Origin of the sequence: Actinomycetospora sp. NBRC 106375 (genome assembly GCF_030269665.1) — a bacterium.
In the GTDB taxonomy this organism is placed as follows: Bacteria; Actinomycetota; Actinomycetes; order Mycobacteriales; family Pseudonocardiaceae; genus Actinomycetospora.
Genome location: NZ_BSTS01000004.1, coordinates 254,871 through 270,157 on the forward strand (window position 1 = coordinate 254,871; position 15,287 = coordinate 270,157).

Annotated in this window: 18 protein-coding genes; 10 read left to right on the plus strand and 8 right to left on the minus strand. The window is 74.2% G+C overall.

The features are described from left to right. The first annotated feature begins 100 nt into the window (after positions 1 to 100). Positions 101 to 1,654 carry an Hsp70 family protein gene (locus QSK03_RS09065; RefSeq protein WP_285650704.1) on the plus strand — a complete coding sequence of 518 codons (1,554 nt, stop codon included), beginning with the start codon at positions 101 to 103 and terminating at the stop codon, positions 1,652 to 1,654. A 28-nt stretch (positions 1,655 to 1,682) separates the two neighbouring features. On the opposite strand, the gene QSK03_RS09070 is transcribed toward QSK03_RS09065, so the two are convergent. Together QSK03_RS09070 and QSK03_RS09075 are read right to left on the minus strand one after the other, a co-directional pair. After that, positions 1,683 to 2,372, minus strand: coding sequence for an HAD-IA family hydrolase (locus tag QSK03_RS09070; RefSeq protein WP_285650706.1), 690 nt, complete (start codon positions 2,370 to 2,372; stop codon positions 1,683 to 1,685). Beyond that, the gene (locus QSK03_RS09075) at positions 2,369 to 3,310 is read right to left on the minus strand and encodes a phosphoribulokinase (RefSeq protein ID WP_285650707.1); all 942 of its coding nucleotides are present in this window, start codon (positions 3,308 to 3,310) and stop codon (positions 2,369 to 2,371) included. Before QSK03_RS09075 ends, QSK03_RS09070 begins: the two co-directional genes overlap by 4 nt. Positions 3,311 to 3,412: 102 nt before the next feature. Between QSK03_RS09075 and QSK03_RS09080 the strand changes: the two genes are divergently transcribed. From QSK03_RS09080 to QSK03_RS09105, 6 genes are all read left to right on the plus strand, one after another. Continuing rightward, on the plus strand, positions 3,413 to 4,075 hold the full coding sequence (locus QSK03_RS09080; protein ID WP_285650708.1) for a response regulator: 663 nt from the start codon (positions 3,413 to 3,415) through the stop codon (positions 4,073 to 4,075). A gap of 37 nt (positions 4,076 to 4,112) precedes the next feature. Next, positions 4,113 to 5,324, plus strand: coding sequence for a GAF domain-containing sensor histidine kinase (locus QSK03_RS09085; protein ID WP_285650710.1), 1,212 nt, complete (start codon positions 4,113 to 4,115; stop codon positions 5,322 to 5,324). A gap of 35 nt (positions 5,325 to 5,359) precedes the next feature. After that, on the plus strand, positions 5,360 to 6,784 hold the full coding sequence (locus QSK03_RS09090) for a form I ribulose bisphosphate carboxylase large subunit (protein ID WP_285650711.1): 1,425 nt from the start codon (positions 5,360 to 5,362) through the stop codon (positions 6,782 to 6,784). A 10-nt stretch (positions 6,785 to 6,794) separates the two neighbouring features. After that, positions 6,795 to 7,265: a ribulose bisphosphate carboxylase small subunit gene (locus QSK03_RS09095; protein WP_285650713.1), complete on the plus strand. Its 471-nt coding sequence runs from the start codon at positions 6,795 to 6,797 to the stop codon at positions 7,263 to 7,265. Then, entirely contained in the window at positions 7,252 to 8,244 is a 993-nt protein-coding gene (locus QSK03_RS09100; RefSeq protein ID WP_285650715.1) for an AAA family ATPase, read from the plus strand. The genes QSK03_RS09095 and QSK03_RS09100 overlap by 14 nt, the downstream gene beginning before the upstream one ends. Positions 8,245 to 8,305: 61 nt before the next feature. Next, entirely contained in the window at positions 8,306 to 9,181 is an 876-nt protein-coding gene (locus tag QSK03_RS09105; RefSeq protein WP_285650717.1) for a LysR family transcriptional regulator, read from the plus strand. Here QSK03_RS09105 and QSK03_RS09110 read toward each other — a convergent pair. Continuing rightward, complete coding sequence (locus tag QSK03_RS09110) at positions 9,178 to 10,191, minus strand: class I fructose-bisphosphate aldolase (protein WP_285650719.1); 1,014 nt, start codon at positions 10,189 to 10,191, stop codon at positions 9,178 to 9,180. The genes QSK03_RS09105 and QSK03_RS09110 overlap by 4 nt on opposite strands. 204 nt (positions 10,192 to 10,395) lie before the next feature. Here QSK03_RS09110 and QSK03_RS09115 point away from each other — a divergent pair, with 204 nt between their 5' ends. Then, positions 10,396 to 10,983, plus strand: coding sequence for a hypothetical protein (locus QSK03_RS09115; RefSeq protein ID WP_285650721.1), 588 nt, complete (start codon positions 10,396 to 10,398; stop codon positions 10,981 to 10,983). Between the two features lie 10 nt (positions 10,984 to 10,993). Here the strand turns inward: QSK03_RS09115 and QSK03_RS09120 are convergent, their stop codons facing one another. The 5 genes from QSK03_RS09120 to mftA form a co-directional block, all read right to left on the minus strand. Continuing rightward, positions 10,994 to 11,320, minus strand: a complete 327-nt coding sequence (locus QSK03_RS09120; protein WP_285650724.1) for a hypothetical protein — start codon at positions 11,318 to 11,320, stop codon at positions 10,994 to 10,996. A 98-nt stretch (positions 11,321 to 11,418) separates the two neighbouring features. After that, positions 11,419 to 12,255 (minus strand): alpha/beta fold hydrolase, encoded by an 837-nt coding sequence (locus tag QSK03_RS09125; RefSeq protein WP_285650727.1) that lies wholly within the window; start codon positions 12,253 to 12,255, stop codon positions 11,419 to 11,421. 188 nt (positions 12,256 to 12,443) lie between these two features. Beyond that, on the minus strand, positions 12,444 to 13,658 hold the full coding sequence (mftC, locus tag QSK03_RS09130; protein WP_285650729.1) for a mycofactocin radical SAM maturase: 1,215 nt from the start codon (positions 13,656 to 13,658) through the stop codon (positions 12,444 to 12,446). Continuing rightward, a complete protein-coding gene (gene mftB, locus QSK03_RS09135; RefSeq protein WP_285650731.1) occupies positions 13,655 to 13,981 on the minus strand; it encodes a mycofactocin biosynthesis chaperone MftB in 327 nt (108 codons plus the stop codon). The genes mftC and mftB overlap by 4 nt, the downstream gene beginning before the upstream one ends. After that, positions 13,981 to 14,055 (minus strand): mycofactocin precursor MftA, encoded by a 75-nt coding sequence (mftA, locus tag QSK03_RS09140; RefSeq protein WP_285650921.1) that lies wholly within the window; start codon positions 14,053 to 14,055, stop codon positions 13,981 to 13,983. Before mftA ends, mftB begins: the two co-directional genes overlap by 1 nt. A 145-nt stretch (positions 14,056 to 14,200) precedes the next feature. On the opposite strand from mftA, the gene QSK03_RS09145 reads away from it, so the two are divergent. Then, positions 14,201 to 14,788, plus strand: a complete 588-nt coding sequence (locus QSK03_RS09145) for an acyl-CoA-like ligand-binding transcription factor (RefSeq protein ID WP_285650733.1) — start codon at positions 14,201 to 14,203, stop codon at positions 14,786 to 14,788. Beyond that, the gene (locus QSK03_RS09150; RefSeq protein WP_285650736.1) at positions 14,785 to 15,156 is read left to right on the plus strand and encodes a GntR family transcriptional regulator; all 372 of its coding nucleotides are present in this window, start codon (positions 14,785 to 14,787) and stop codon (positions 15,154 to 15,156) included. Before QSK03_RS09145 ends, QSK03_RS09150 begins: the two co-directional genes overlap by 4 nt. Positions 15,157 to 15,287 lie beyond the last annotated feature (131 nt).

Consider the following 15,287-nt stretch of genomic DNA (forward strand, 5'->3'; position numbering starts at 1 on the left):
GCGCGCACCCACCCGGGGTGGGGTCTGCCCCACTCCCGGCGCGACCGCGGCGCACGAGGCTTCTGGACACCCCGCCCGACCAGCGTCCACGGAGCCCGCGATGACCTACCACCTCGGTGTCGACCTCGGCACCAGCAGCACGACCGCTGCCGTCCACCGGGCCGGTCGTGTCGGTGTCGTCGGTCTCGGCGAGCACAGCGCCGCCATGCCGTCGGTCCTGGTCTGGAGACCGGAGGGCCCACCGCTCGTCGGTGACGCGGCGGTGCGCCACGCCGCGGCCGGCGGGGCCGGCGCCGCCAGCGGGATGCGGGCGCGCCTGACCGACCCGATGCCGATGACGGTCGACGGCGCGCCGATGGCCGCGAGCGCGCTGCTCGGCGTGCTGCTGCGCCGCGTGGTGGACCGCGTCGCCGAGCGCGAGGGCGGCGCGCCGGCGGGCATCGTCCTGACGCACCCGGCGACCTGGGGCGCCCCGGAGCGCGACGCCTTCGCGGTCGTCGCCGACACCCTCGGCCTCGGCAAGGTCGCGCTGGTCAGCGAGCCGGAGGCCGTCGCCCGTCAGTACGCGGCGCAGGACGGCCTGCGCGACGGGGCGGTGCTCGCCGTGGTCGGCGTCGGCGGCGACAGCCTCGACGTCACGGTCCTCGTGCACCGCGAGGGCGGGTTCACGATCCTCGGGCGCCCGGAGTCGCGCCCGCACCCCGTCGGCGCGCAGCCGGGCGACGACATCGTCGTCGCCGGGCTCACGCGCAGCCTCGCGAGCGCGGGGCTCACGGCGGCCGACCTCGACACCGTCATCCTCGCCGGGTGGTCGACGCGGATGGGCACGGCCGCGGCCGCGCTCGCCGATGCGGTGGGCCGCCCGGTCGCCGTCGACCCCGAGCCCGAGCACGCCGTCGCCCTCGGTGCGGCCCGCCTGGCCGCCCGCTTCCGGGAGGACGGCGCGACCCGGATGGTCAGCCTGTCGTCGAGCACGCCGGCCCGGGTGCCCGCCCGCCCGTCCGCCTCCACCGCCGACCGCGTCCCGAGCGGCCCGATCACCGCGCCCCCGCGCCCCGTCACGAACCCCACCCCCGTCTCCGGCCCGATCTCCCGCCCGGGCTCCGGCCCGATCTCCGCCCCCACCCCGACCCGGGTCGCGGCGCCGGTCGCGCTCGGCACGGACGCCGGGCACGCCCGCGGCGCGCGGCCCGGCCGTCGCGGGCTGGCGACGGGTCTGGCCGCCGCGGTGCTGGCCCTCGGCGCCCTCGGCGGCGGGGCGATCGCCCTGGCGAGTGCCGCGGCCCCGGCCGTGGCCGCACCGGGTCCCGTCATCACCGTCCCGCCGCCACCGCCGGCGAGCGAGACCCCGACCACCACGACGACCACCCACACGCCCACCGTCTACGTCGCCGAGACCGCGCCGACCACGACGACCACCACCACCACGCGACGCACGACGACCTCCACGTCCACGCCGCGCCTCGACCCGCCGCGCACCCGCGACACCAGCAGCTCTGCCGGCGACCACGGCACCACCGACGGCCACGGCACGGGCACCGACGGCACGAGCACGGGCACCAGCACCGGCACGAGCACGGGGACCAGCACCGGCACGACCGACGGCGGCACCGGGTCGAGCACCGGCACCTCGACGGGCACGTCGGGGTGGTGAGTGCCGCTCCGACGCCGGCGGGCGCCCGCTACGCGCGGGCGCCCGTCAGCGCGTCGGCGAGATCGGCGGCGGTGAGCGGCGCGGGCCGGTCGAAGGCCTCCCGTACGAGGGCCGCGCCGCGGACGTCGTGGTGGACCGTGTCGTCGTTGGTGACGACGACGGTCGCGAGGCCGGCGGCGCGGGCGGCCGCGAGCCCGGGCCCGGAGTCCTCGACGGCGACCACCCGCGCGGCGTCGAGACCGAGCCGCGACAGCGCCAGGAGGTAGGTCTCGGGGTCGGGCTTGAGGGCGGCGACGTCGTCGCCGCACACGGTCACCTCGACGTCCCCGACGAGGTGGCGCACGAGCGGCTCCACCCACGCCCGCCGGCCCGTCGTCGCGATCGCGATCCGCACGCCGTGGGCGCGCAGGTCGTCGACGAGCTCCGGGACGCCGGGCCGGGGGGCGATCACGCCGCGGCGGACGACGTCGACGAAGAGCTCGGTCTTGGTGCGGTGCACCCGCGCGGCGACCTCGTCGGCGTCGTCGACCCCGTGCCGTCGCAGGTCGGCGGCCAGGCGCGGGCGGCCGCCGGTGATCGTGAGCAGCTCGCGGTAGCGCGCGACGTCCCAGTGCAGGTCGACGCCGTGCGCGGCAAGGGCCTCGTTGAACGCGACCCGGTGCCCGTCGCGCTCGGTCTCGGCGAGGGTGCCGTCGACGTCGAAGACGACAGCCTTCACCGGGCAGCGTCCGTCAGGTGGTAGAGCAGCAGCAGCTGCGCGATGGCCAGCGGTTCGCTGCGCCCGTCGCCGAGCCGTCCGAGGCACTCCGGGGTCTCGGTGTCGGGCGTGCCGAGCGAGGTCCAGATCGCCTTCTCCACCGCGAGGCTCTCCTCCCGTGGGACGTACCCGTGCACGTGCAGCGACTCGACCGGCCGACCGTCCGGGTCGCGCTCGAGCTTGAGGTGCATGGCGCGGGAGAGCCCGGGCTGGAGGGCCTCGGTGAGGTCGGGGTGGTCGATGGTCGGGCGCATCATCATCGTCGCCGACAGCGGGGTGTCCTCGGGGTCGTCGCGGCTCTCGATCGGGGCGAAGCGCACGACGAGGTCGGCGGACGCGCGCTGCGGGCGGATGAAGGCCTCGGACTCGGGCTCGCGACGTTCGAGCTCGGCGAGCACCTTCTCCTCGGAGTAGCCGCGCTTGCTCGTGTCCCGGGCGACCTTCCAGCCGCGACGGATCTCCTCGGGCGGGTCGAGGAAGACGGTGACGTCGAAGCAGGCCCGCGAGAGCTTGCTCCACAGCGGGAAGAGCCCCTCGACGATGACGAACTCCGCGGGCTCGACCAGCTCGGGGCGCACGAGCTCGCCCGTCGTGTGGTCGTACACCGGCTTGAGCACGGGCGCGCCCGTCGCCAGCAGCTGGAGGTGCTGCTCCATGATCTCGAGGTGGTTGCAGTCGGGGTGGAGCGCGGTGAACGGCAGGTCCTTGCGCTCCTCCCGGTCGTAGCGGTGGTAGTCGTCGGTGCACAACGACACGCACCGCTCGGGACCGAGCGCCTCGACGAGTCCGCGGGTCATCGTCGTCTTGCCGGCGGCGCTGTCCCCGGCGATCGCGAGCATCACCGGGCGGCGCGCCGGTGCGGAACCCGCACGGCGCATGCGCAGGGACTTGTCGGGCACGAGGCCTCCTCTCGACCCGGGCGACGCTAGGGAGCCGTCGCGTCCCCCTTCTCCCCCGTGACGGGGGGTTGTTCGGGGGAGAGCCGACCTAGGGTGAGCCGTATGAGCCCCGCCGCACCGCTGCGCGTGGTGCTCGTCGACGACCACGAGATGGTGGTGGCCGGGCTCAAGGCGATGCTCGCACCGTTCGCCGGGCGGGTCCGCGTCGTCGGGACGGCGAACGACGCCGCGACGGCCCTCGACGTCGCCCTGTCCCTCGCCCCGGACATCGTGCTGTGCGACGTGCGCCTGCGCGGCGACAGCGGGCTCGACCTGTGCCGCAGCCTCGGCGAGCGCGCACCCGGGCAGAAGATCGTGCTGCTCTCGGTCTACGACGACGAGCAGTACCTCTACCAGGCGCTGCGGGCGGGGGCGTCGGGCTACCTGCTCAAGCACATCGGCGGCGAGGAGCTGGTGCGCCACCTCGAGCTCGCCGCCGCGGGCACGACGGTGGTCGACGCGACGATGGCGGGGCGCGCGGCGGCGTCGGCGGCGCGGCTGGAGCGCGACGAGTTCTGGCCGGGCGCGCACCTGGGTCTCACGCAGCGCGAGAGCGAGGTGCTCGCGCTGCTCGTCGCGGGCCACAGCAACCGCGCGATCGCCGCCGAGCTGGTGATCGGCGACGAGACCGTGAAGAGCCACGTGCGCTCGCTGCTGCGCAAGCTGCAGGTCGCCGACCGCACCGCGGCGGTGGCGGCGGCGCTGCGGGAAGGGGTGTTCCGGTGAGCACGCCGGGACACGAAGCGGAGCGGGAGCTGGACCCATGACGAGAGGCCTCGGGCTCGCCGATCCCGAACGGGAGAACGCGGTCCTGCTGGCGATCATCGAGGCGGCGACGAGCGGGCCGGGCGTCGAACCGCTCGCCGCCGCGGTCGCGCGCGTCATCACCGAGGCGACCGCGACCGACGTCTGCTTCGTGCACGTCCTCGACGACACCGAGCGCGCCCTCACCCTCGCCGGCGCGACGCCGCCGTTCGACGCGCAGGTCGGGCAGGTGCACCTGCCGCTCGACACCGGCGTCACCGGCTGGGTCGCGAGCCACCGCGCGCCGGTCGTCATCCCCGACGACAAGCACGCCGACCCGCGCTACGTCGCGATCCCGTCGCTGCGCGGCGAGCGGTACACCTCGATGCTCTCGGTGCCGATGGAGTCGGAGCCGGCCGGGCTCGCCGGGGTGCTCAACGTGCACACGGTCGCGCGCCGGGAGTTCGACGACCGCGACGTGCGCGTGCTGCTGGCCATCGGACGCCTCGTCGCCGGGGCGCTGCACCAGGCGCGGATGCACCGCCGTCTCGCCGCCCGCGAGGAGGCGCACGGCCGGTTCGCCGAGCAGATGGTCGCCGCGCAGGAGGCCGAGCGGCAGCGCCTGGCGCGCGACATCCACGACGGCATCTCGCAGCGTCTGGTGACGTTGTCGTTCCACCTCGACGCGGTCCGCACGCTGCTGGGTCGCGACGACGCCGCCGCGGCGCGGGCGGACCTCGGGACGGCCTGCGACCTCGTGCTGACGACTCTCGACGAGGCCCGCGCGGCGATCGGGGCGCTGCGCCCGCCGGTGCTCGACGACCTCGGGCTCGCGGGGGCGCTCGCGGCGCTGGCGCGCGGGCTGCCCGACGTCCGCGCCGTCCTCGACCTCGACGAGCAGCGGCTCCCCGAGCACGTCGAGGTGGCGCTGTACCGGATCGCGCAGGAGGCCCTGCAGAACGTGCTCAAGCACGCCCGCGCCGGCGAGGTGACCGTGCGGCTGTCCACCGGGGGCGCCGGGGTGCGCCTCGAGCTGGTCGACGACGGCATCGGGTTCGAGGTCGCCGAGCGCGACGGCAGCGGGCACGGCCTCGCCTCGGTGCGCGAGCGCGCGGAGCTCGTCGGCGGCACCGTGCGGGTCACGTCGCGGCCGGGCACGGGGACGACCATGACGGTCACCGCCCCGCTCGACACTTCGTCGATGAGCGAAGAGTCCGCCGCCAACACTTGATTGTCCTGCGCAGCGACGGGCCGCACGCTTCGTCCATGGCCGATCGATGGAGCGCGGGCGTCATCCCCTACGCGGAGATGGGGTACTGGCAGCCCGACTACGAACCCAAGGACACCGACCTGCTCTGCGCGTTCCGCGTGACGCCGCAGGACGGCGTGCCGCCCGAAGAGGCGGGCGCCGCGGTCGCCGGCGAGTCCAGCACCGCGACGTGGACCGTCGTGTGGACCGACCGGCTCACGACGTTCGACCACTACCAGGCGAAGTGCTACCGCGTGGAGCCCGTCCCGGGCGTCGAGGGGCAGTGGATCGCCTACATCGCCTACGACCTCGACCTCTTCGAGGAGGGGTCGATCGCGAACCTGACCAGCTCCATCATCGGCAACGTCTTCGGCTTCAAGCCGCTCAAGGCGCTGCGCCTCGAGGACATGCGGATCCCGCCGCACTACGTCAAGACGTTCCCGGGCCCGCCGCACGGGATCGTGACCGAGCGGGAGTACCTCAACAAGTTCGGCCGCCCGCTGCTCGGCGCCACCACCAAGCCCAAGCTGGGCCTGTCGGCCCGCAACTACGGCCGCGTCGTCTACGAGGCCCTGCGCGGCGGCCTCGACTTCACCAAGGACGACGAGAACATCAACTCCCAGCCCTTCATGCGCTGGCGCGACCGCTACCTCGCCTGCATGGAGGCGGTGAACCGCGCGCAGGCCGAGACCGGCGAGGTCAAGGGCCACTACCTCAACGTCACCGCCGCGGACATGGAGGACATCTACGAGCGCGCCGAGTTCGCCCGCGAGCTCGGCAGCGTGATCGTCATGGTCGACCTGACCGTCGGATACACCGCGATCCAGTCGCTGTCGAAGTGGGCGCGGCGCAACGGCGTGATCCTGCACCTGCACCGCGCCGGGCACGCCACCTACACGCGCCAGAAGAACCACGGTGTGAGCTTCCGCGTCATCTCGAAGTGGATGCGCCTGGCCGGCGTCGACCACATCCACGCCGGCACCGTCGTCGGCAAGCTGGAGGGCGACCCGGCGTCGGTCCACGGCTTCTACGACGTGCTCCGGAAGGGCAGCTACGCCGCCGACCCGTCGAAGGGGCTGTACTTCGACCAGGAGTGGGTCTCGATGCCCGCGACGATGCCGGTCGCCTCGGGCGGCATCCACGCCGGACAGATGCACCAGCTGCTGCACCACCTCGGCGAGGACACCGTCCTGCAGTTCGGCGGCGGCACCATCGGCCACCCGATGGGCATCGCCTCGGGCGCCGAGGCCAACCGCGTCGCCGTCGAGTCGATGATCAAGGCGCGGAACGAGGGCCGGGACTACCTCACCGAGGGCCCGGAGATCCTCCGCACCGCCGCGAAGCGCAACAAGCCGCTGGACATGGCCCTGTCGACCTGGGGCGACGTCACCTTCGACTACGCCTCGACCGACACCGTCGACGCCGTCGCGACCCCTTCCTGAGGAGCTTCCCGTGCGCATCACCCAGGGGACGTTCTCGTTCCTGCCCGACCTGACCGACGACGAGATCACCGCGCAGATCGCCTACGCGCTCGAGCACGGCTGGCCCTGCTCGGTGGAGTACACCGACGACCCGCACCCCCGGAACACCTACTGGGAGATGTGGGGGCTGCCGCTGTTCGACCTGCAGGACCCCGCGGCCGTGCTGGACGAGGTGCGCGCCTGCCGCGAGGAGCACCCGGAGCACTACGTGCGGGTCAACGCCTACGACGCCTCGCTGGGACGGCAGACCGTCGCGCTGTCGTTCCTGGTCAACCGGCCGAGCGAGGAGCCCGGCTTCCGCGTCGACCGCCAGGAGGGCGCGGACCGGCAGGTCCACTACTCGATCCACCCCTACGCCACCGAGCGACCGGCGGGGTCGCGCTACGCCCCGTCGGTCCCCGCGGCCCGCAACGGGAACGGGAACGGACATGGCCGGGGCTGACGGCACGCGGGTGTCGTTCGCGACGGGCGGGCGGTCCTCCCGTCCGGCCGTCGCGGACCCGGAACCCTCCGAGCCCGCCGATCCCGGGACGCTGGGGCCCGACGACACCGTCGACCTCGACGCGATCCGCCGCGACGCCGGGGTCGACGACGTCCTCGACGCCCTCGACGGCGAGCTGATCGGGCTCGCGCCGGTGAAGGAGCGGCTGCGCGAGCTCGCGGCGCTGCTGGTCGTCGACCGCGTGCGCGAGCGCTTCGGGGTCACGACCGATCGCCCAACCCTGCACATGTGCTTCACGGGCAACCCGGGCACCGGCAAGACCACGGTCGCCCAGCGGCTCGGCGGCCTCCTGCACGGCCTGGGCTACCTGCGCCGCGGGCACCTCGTCACCGCGACCCGCGACGACCTCGTCGGCCAGTACGTCGGGCACACCGCGCCGAAGACCAAGGAGATCGTCGGCAAGGCCCGCGGCGGCGTGCTGTTCGTCGACGAGGCCTACTACCTGCACCGGCCGGGCAACGAGCGCGACTACGGCGGCGAGGCCATCGAGATCCTGCTGCAGGCGATGGAGGAGCACCGCGACGACCTCGTCGTCGTCCTCGCCGGCTACAGCGACCGGATGGCGACGTTCTTCGAGGCCAACCCGGGGATGCAGAGCCGGATCGCCCACCACGTCGACTTCCCCGACTTCTCGACCGACGAGCTGGTGACGATCGCCGAGGGGATGGCGTCGGAGCAGGGGCTGGGGTTCTCGCCGGACGCCGCCGTCGCGTTGAAGGAGTACCTGGCGCTGCGCCGCGAGCAGGAGTGGTTCGCGGGCGCGCGCAGCGTCCGCAACGCCCTCGACCGCGCGCGGATGCGCCAGGCCCGCCGGCTCGGGGAGGGCGCGTCCCGGTCGGTGGGCCTCGCCGACCTCACCACCCTCACCGACGCCGACCTCCGCGCCTCCCGCGTCTTCGCCGGCGGCCACCGCTCGTGAGCCGCGATGTGAGCAGTTGGCGCCCCTATAGGGGCGCCAACTGCTCACATAGGTTCGGGGGGTGACCACCACCGCGCGGCTCCGGGCGTTCGTCGCGCTCGCCGACCGGGGGTCGGTGCGCGGGGCGGCGGCGGCGCTGGTGGTCACCGAGTCCACGGTCTCCGCGGCCGTGCGCGCGCTCGGCGAGGAGGTCGGCGTCGCGCTGCTCGAGAAGGAGGGGCGCGGGGTGCGCCTGACCCCCGCCGGCGCGCGGTACGCGGGCTACGCCCGGCGCATCCTCGGCCTGCTCGACGAGGCCACGGCCGCCGCTCGCGGCGAGGCGGATCCCGAGCACGGGCACGTGCGGGTCGGCGCGGTCACCACGGCCGGCGAGCACCTCCTGCCCGCCCTGCTCGCGTCGTTCCGCGCCCGCCACCCCGACGTCACCCTCGGTGTCGACGTCGCCCCGAGCGCCACGGTGTGGCCGATGCTGCGCCACCACGAGGTCGACGTCGTCGTCGCCGGGAGCCCGCCGAGCGACCTCGACGCGCGCGTGCGGGCCCGGCGCGCCAACACCCTCACCGTCGTCGGCGCACCCTCGGCGGCCACCGCGTTCGATCCCGCGACGGCGACGTGGCTGCTGCGCGAGGCGGGCTCGGGCATCCGCGCCACGCTCACCGCCCTGCTCGAGGACCTGCCGGGCGACCCGCCGCAGCTGGTCCTCGGCTCTCACGGGGCGACCATCGCCGCGGCGCGCTCCGGACTCGGGGTGACGCTCGTGGCGCGCGAGGGGGTCGGGCGCCTGCTCACCGACGGCGCGCTGGTCGAGCTGCCGGTGCCCGGGGTGCCGCTCTCCCGGCCCTGGCACGTCGTGACCCACCCCGACGCCACCGCCAGCACCGAGCTCCTCGTCCGCCACCTGCTGGAGGACGAGGAGCTCGGGTGGCGGGGGGTCTAGGACGTCACCCGCTCGATCTCCCGGAGCAGGGCCGCTCGGCCGTCCCCGACCCGCGTGGGGTCACCGCGCCAGGCGTGCAGGGCGGGTGAGACGAGCGCGCGGCCGAAGGAGAACGTGAGGGGCCACGGGCCGCCGCGACGACGGATCGCCGCGAGGTTCGCCGCTGCGGTCTCCGACGACTGGCCGCCGGAGAGGAACGCGACGCCCGCGAGGTCGGTCGGCATCGTCGCGCGCAGCACGTCGACGGTCGCGCGGGCGACCTCGCCCGGCCCCGCGGGCGCCCGCGAGCCCTCCCCCGCCGTGACCATGTTCGGCTTGAGCACCATCGCGGCGGGGTCGACGCCGTGGGCCTCGAGTGCGCGGGCCAGGGTCGCGAGGGTGCGGGCGGTCGCCGCGGCGCAGACCTCGAGGCGGTGCCCGCCCGCCGCGAGCAGCTCGGGCTCGACGATCGGCACGAGCCCGCCGTCCTGGCAGGTGCGCGCGTAGCGGGCGAGCGCCTCGGCGTTCGCCTCGAGCGCCCGGCTCGACGGCCGGCCCGCGCCGAGGTGCAGCACGGCGCGCCACTTCGCGAACCGCGCACCCAGCACGGCGTACTCCGCGACGCGCTCCGCCAGCCCGTCGAGACCCCGGGTGATCGTCTCGCCGTCGTCGGCGCCGTCCAACGGCTCCGTGCCGGTGTCGACCTTGATCCCGGTGGCCAGGCCCGCCTCGGCGATCGCGACGGGAAACGCCCGCCCGTCGGCGAGGCGCTGGCGCACCGTCTCGTCGCAGAGGATAACGCCGCTCACGTCGGTCGCCAGCGCCTCGGCGGTGACGAGCAGCTCGCGGTAGGCGCGTCGGTGCTCCTCGGTCGGCGGGACGCCGACGGCCTTCAGCCGCTGCGACATCGTCGACGGGCTCTCGTCGGCGGCGAGGACGCCCCGCCCGTCCGCGACCAGCGCCGCGGTGGCGGCGCGCAGCCCGTCGGTGGCGGTCGTCGGCACGGTGGTCGGCGTGGCTGTCGTCGTCACGGGGTCTCCTCGGCGTCGGCTCCTCCCGACGCTAGGAACCCGGCCGCGCCGCGACCTCCCCTGCGCGGTGGAGCGGGCGGGGGATGTGTCAACAAAGTGCCGTCACGGACGCTGAGTGTCCGCGACGGCACGTCGCTGACACACCGAGAGTCGGCTACAGCGTGTCTTGTCCAGATGCGCCGAACAGGGCAATACTCCCCCATCATGAGCTCCCCGTTCGACGCTGCGTCACCGCCGGGACGTGTGCGGCTCCTGCTCGGTGTGGCGGTGGCCGTCGAGGTGGTCGCGGTCCTGGCGTTCGTGACGGCGGTGATCACGGTGACGTCGATCCCGACCGGCTGGTTCCTCGCCGCCGTCCTGGCGTTCGTCCTGAGCACGATGCTCACCGTGCTCGCCGTGATCACCTACGCGCGCTCGCGGTTCCGTGTCGCGATGGCCGGTGTCGCCCGGAGCGTCGTGTCGGGCGCCGGACCGGGCGGGTTCCGGGTCGCCGGCGGCGGTCGCGGTCCCGCGGGAGGGTTCGGCGGCGTACGTGGCGGTGCCGGCCCCTGGCCCGACCCGACGTGGGAGTACTGGCCGGGCCACCACCAGCACCATCACCCGGCGTTCGACCCAGGTCCGTTCGACCACGGGCACCACGGACATCACCACGGGCACCACGACCACGGCGGCTGGTCGGACTCCGGCTCGTGGAGCGACTCCGGCTCCGCGGGCAGCGACTCGTGGTCGTCGAGCGACTCCGGTTCCTCGAGCAGCGACTCCGGATCGTCGTCGGGCAGCTCCTCGGACTGACCCGGCGCGCTCAGCCCTCGCGGAGCAGCCGCAACGACGGCGCGGGCACCGAGGCGTCCTCGACGGGCTCGCCGTCGTGGACCAGGCGCAGCCCCGGCCCGCCGGGCTCCGACGGCGCGACACCCTGGTCGATCACCGTCAGGGCCTCGACGAGGCAGTGCAGCAGCCCCTCGCGCGGGACGGTGCGGGAGATCCACACCTGCCGGGTGTCCGCGTCGGCCACCCAGGCCGTCCGCCCGTCGAGCGGGACCCAGTAGACGCTGACACCGGCCTCCGCGAGCAGCGGCAGGGCGGCGAGGGGTTCGGGCTCGGGTGCGGACGGTGATGACCCGGTCATGCAGGGTCAAACGAGTTGATCACGAAACCGGATCGGAAGTGGGTACAGACGGCCCGCTCTGTCTCAGCAGCTGACGGAAAGGGCTCGGCGGATCGGAGTCATGCCGTGACCGGAGAGGACGCGGCGAGGCGGGCGAGGACCGGGCGCAGGAGCGCGGCGAGCTCCTGGGGGTGGGTGGACTGGGGGACGTGCGCGCCGGGCGCCTCGGTGAGGGGCACGCCGAGACCGTCGGCCGCCCACTGCGACGCCTCCCAGAACCAGTGGCGGGGCGACGCAGGGTCGCGGTTCTCGGCGCCGGAGGCCACGACGCACGGGATCCGGACGCCGGCGAGCTGGTCACGGGTGGGCACGTAGCTCATGATCGGCTCCAGCTCGATCCCGAACAGGACCTCGCCGTTACCGAGCATCCGGTCGCGCAGCGCGGGCTCGAAGGACTCGTAGACCTCGTCCCCGCACACCCATCGCAGGAACAGTTCCGTCGCCCGCGCCGGCCCACCCTGGGCCATCCCGTCGGCGATCAGCTGCTGGAGGCCGGCGACGACCTCGTCCCCGTGCGACGTCATCCCGGCGAAGGGAGGCTCGTGGAGCACGGCACCGCGCAGCAGGTCGGGGCGCCGGACGACGAGATCGGTGAGGATCATCGCGCCGGCGCTGTTGCCGTACGCGACGGCGGGCGTGAGCTCGAGCCCTTCGAGCAGCGCGGCGGCGTCGTCGGCCTGCTCGGTGATCGATGCCCTCGCGTAGTTCTCGGGCCGCGGGCTGCGCGAGTTCGCGCGACGGTCGTAGCTGATGACGGTGTACTCGCCGGCCAGGGCGTCGGCGACGTCGGTCCAGTGACCGGCGTCCCCCGTAGCCCCCGAGATGAACAGCAGCGGCGGTCCGTCACCCCGCCGCTCGTAGTAGAGCGTGGTCCCGTTGACGTCGATGGTCGCCATGCCGCGAGGCTGACGGCCCCCCGGACGCCGAGGAACCGCCGTGCGGGAACTGCGTACGTCCCCCGTGGGGACTCACCCCGGTGCCGCGAGAATCGCCCGCGGCACCGAGGGAGAATCAGCCGGCCCACCTCCGGCGAGGGTGCACGGCCGCGACGGAGGAGCGGTCCGTGTGCCCTCGCTCCGGAGGTTCAGCCCACTCGGATGCCGGCGGGCAGGCGCGTGCCCTCGCCGGCCAAGGGGTCGGAGTCGCAGGCCCGGTCGGGCCGCCGCACCGAGAGCGTCAGCGGCACCGGTTCGCCGCGGTCACGAGGCTTCGTCCTGTGCGAGTGGTCCAGCGACGGCTTGGGGACGACGGTGTCCATCTCCAGCTTGGCCAGCTCGCGCTCGCCGTTGCCGAGCACGCACTCCGGGTCGGGCCCGTCGAGCGGCAGGCCGGTGAAGAACTTCGCCGCCATGCAGCCGCCCTGGCAGGCGTCGTAGTGCGAGCACTTGGTGCACGCCCCGCCGGACTGCGGCCCGCGCAGCTCTGCGAAGAGCGCCGAGTCCTGCCACACCGTCTCGAACCCGCCCTCGGACCGGACGTTGCCGGCGAGGAACTGCTCGTGGATCGCGAACGGGCAGGCGTAGACGTCCCCGACCGGGTCGATCAGGCACACCACGCGGCCCGCGCCGCAGAGGTTGAGGCCCGGCAGCTCCTGGCCGAACGCGGACAGGTGGAAGAACGAGTCGCCGGTGAGGACGTCCTCGCCGCGGGCGACCAGCCAGTCGTAGAGCTGGCGCTGCTGCTCGCGGGTCGGGTGCAGCTCGTCCCACGAGTCGGCGCCGCGGCCTGACGGGCGGAAGCGCGTGATCCGCAGCTGCGCGCCGTACTTGTCCGCGATCGCCTTGAACTCGTCGAGCTGGTCGACGTTGTGGCGCGTCACGACCACGCTGATCTTGAACTGGCCGAAGCCCGCCTCGTGCAGGTTCTCCATCGCGCGGATCGCGGTGTCGTACGACCCGGGGCCGCGGACGTGGTCGTTGACCTCGGCCGTCGCGCCGTCGAGGGAGATCTGGACGTCGACGTAGTCGGTCGCGGCCAGCTGCGCGGCCCGGGCCTTGTCGATCTTGACGCCGTTGGTCGAGAACTTGACCCCGACGTCGTGGGCGATCGCGTAGTCCAGCAGCTCCCAGAAGTCGCTGCGCACCGTCGGCTCGCCGCCGCCGATGTTGACGTAGAAGACCTGCATCCGCTGCAGCTCGTCGATGACGGCCTTGGCCTCGTCGGTCGAGAGCTCGTTCGGATCGCGGCGGCCGGAGCTGGACAGGCAGTGCACGCAGGAGAGGTTGCAGGCGTAGGTGAGCTCCCAGGTCAGGCAGATCGGGGAGTTCAGGCCTTCGACGAAGTGGTCGACGAGTTTCATGCGGTGGTGTCCCGTCGTTGGATCGTGCCTGCCTGCGCGAGGCCGGCCAGGGCCTTGAGGTACTGCTCCCGCTGGTGTGCAGGAACCTCGGCGGCCTCGAGGGCGCCGTGGACGTCGGGGTGGTCGGCCAGCGACTCGACGGCCCGGACGAGCGGCCGGGTCTTGAGGAACGACAGCCGCCGGGTGTGGAAGTCGTAGACGAGGGCGCCGAAGGACTCCGGGCGCACCGACACCGAACCGGAGATCCGGTACGGGAGGTCGGCGTCGAAGTCGTCGACGCCGGCGGGAGCCGTCGGTCCGGCCCCCGCCGCCGTCGTCGACATCAGTAGACGCCGCACATGCCGTCGATCGAGACCTCTTCCACGAGGGTCTCCTCGACGAGCTCGTTCTCGTCCATCCCGTCCTCCTCACCACCGGGTGCCTCGGGCGCTGGGAACGCTAAGCGGCACTCGGTGCCACCACCAGACACGGACCGGGTGGGAAACACCCCTCCGTTCAGCGGGGACGGCGGGCCCCTCCCCGTGGTAGAGGATGCTGAGGTGGTGACGACGAGAAGTGCGCGCCGGGTGCCCGTGGCCCAGCGCCTCGAGCACGTCGCCCTCGAGCTGTTCGCGGCCCAGGGCTTCGACGAGACCACGGTCGACGAGCTCGCCGTCGCGGGCGGCGTCGGGCGACGGACGTTCTTCCGGTACTTCCCGACCAAGCTCGACGTCGTGCTCGGCGAGCTGGACGAAGGGCTGGCCGGGCTCGTCGTCTCGCTGGCCGACCAGGACGGCGACGACCCCGTGGCCGCGGCCCGCGCCGCCTTCCTCGCCGTGAACCGCTACGCCGACGCCGAGCTGCCCGCGCTGCGCCGGCGTCTCGGGCTGATCGAGGAGGTGCCCGAGCTCGCCGCGCGGGCGACGGTGCGCTACCGCGACTGGGAGAGTGCGGTCGCCGCGGACGCCGCGCGCCGCTGGGGGGACGATCCCGGGTCGCTGCGCGCGCAGGTCTTCGGCCGGGCCGTCGTGGCCTCGATGCGCGCGGTGTTCAGCGCGTGGCACGGGCGCGCGGACGCCGACGGCGCGGTGCTCGGTGTCCTCGTCGAGGAGGCGTTCGACCAGCTCGGGCGGGGGTTCGCGACCCGGTGAGCGCGCCCGAGGACCTCATCGACCTCGACCCAGACTCCCCCGACCCGCCGTACGAGCAGCTCCGCGCCCGCGTCACCGAGCTCGCCCGCACCGGTGCCCTCGCCCCGCACACGCGCCTGCCCGCCGTGCGCCGGCTCGCGACCGACCTGAACCTCGCCGCCGGCACCGTCGCCCGCGCCTACCGCGAGCTCGAGGCCGCGGGCGTCGTCGAGACCCGGGGGCGGCTGGGCACGTTCGTCGTCGGCGCCGAGACCGCGGCCGATCCGGCGCGCGAGCTCGCCGCGGAGTACGCGCGCCGCGTCACCGCGCTCGGCATCTCCCGGGAGCGCGCCCTCGACCTCGCCCGCGCCGCTCTCGCCGAGACGTAGCGCGCCAGCGCCCCGTGATCAGGAGCGCACCATCCACCTCGCGCGGCGGCCTGAGGTGCACAGGTTGCTCCTGATCTCCGGGCGGGGCGGGCGACCCCGCGGCGTCCGGTGATCAGGAGCGCGTCACACAC